We start from the raw sequence: 440 nt of genomic DNA on the forward strand, positions 1-440 counted from the left end.
GTCCTATGCCGCAAACTCGCGAACACATCCTGTTGGCCCGCCAAGTAGGCGTACCTTACATCATCGTGTTCATGAATAAATGCGACATGGTTGATGATGCCGAACTGCTGGAACTGGTTGAAATGGAAATCCGTGACTTGCTGTCAAGCTACGACTTCCCAGGTGACGACTGCCCGATCGTACAAGGTTCTGCACTGAAAGCCTTGGAAGGCGACGCCGCTTACGAAGAAAAAATCTTCGAACTGGCTGCCGCATTGGACAGCTACATCCCGACTCCAGAGCGTGCCGTGGACAAACCGTTCCTGTTGCCTATCGAAGACGTATTCTCCATCTCCGGTCGCGGTACCGTAGTAACCGGCCGTGTAGAGCGCGGTGTCATCCACGTTGGTGACGAGATCGAAATCGTAGGTCTGAAAGAAACCCAAAAAACCACTTGTACC

Annotated in this window: 1 protein-coding gene; it reads left to right on the forward strand. The window is 52.5% G+C overall.

Annotation, left to right across the window (positions count from 1 at the left end; all coding sequences use genetic code 11):
• Positions 1-440: GTP-binding protein (locus ACTHUM_RS19880; RefSeq protein ID WP_440403990.1), on the forward strand; the 440-nt coding region annotated here is incomplete at both ends.

The sequence above is a fragment of the Neisseria sp. P0021.S006 genome (assembly GCF_051956895.1).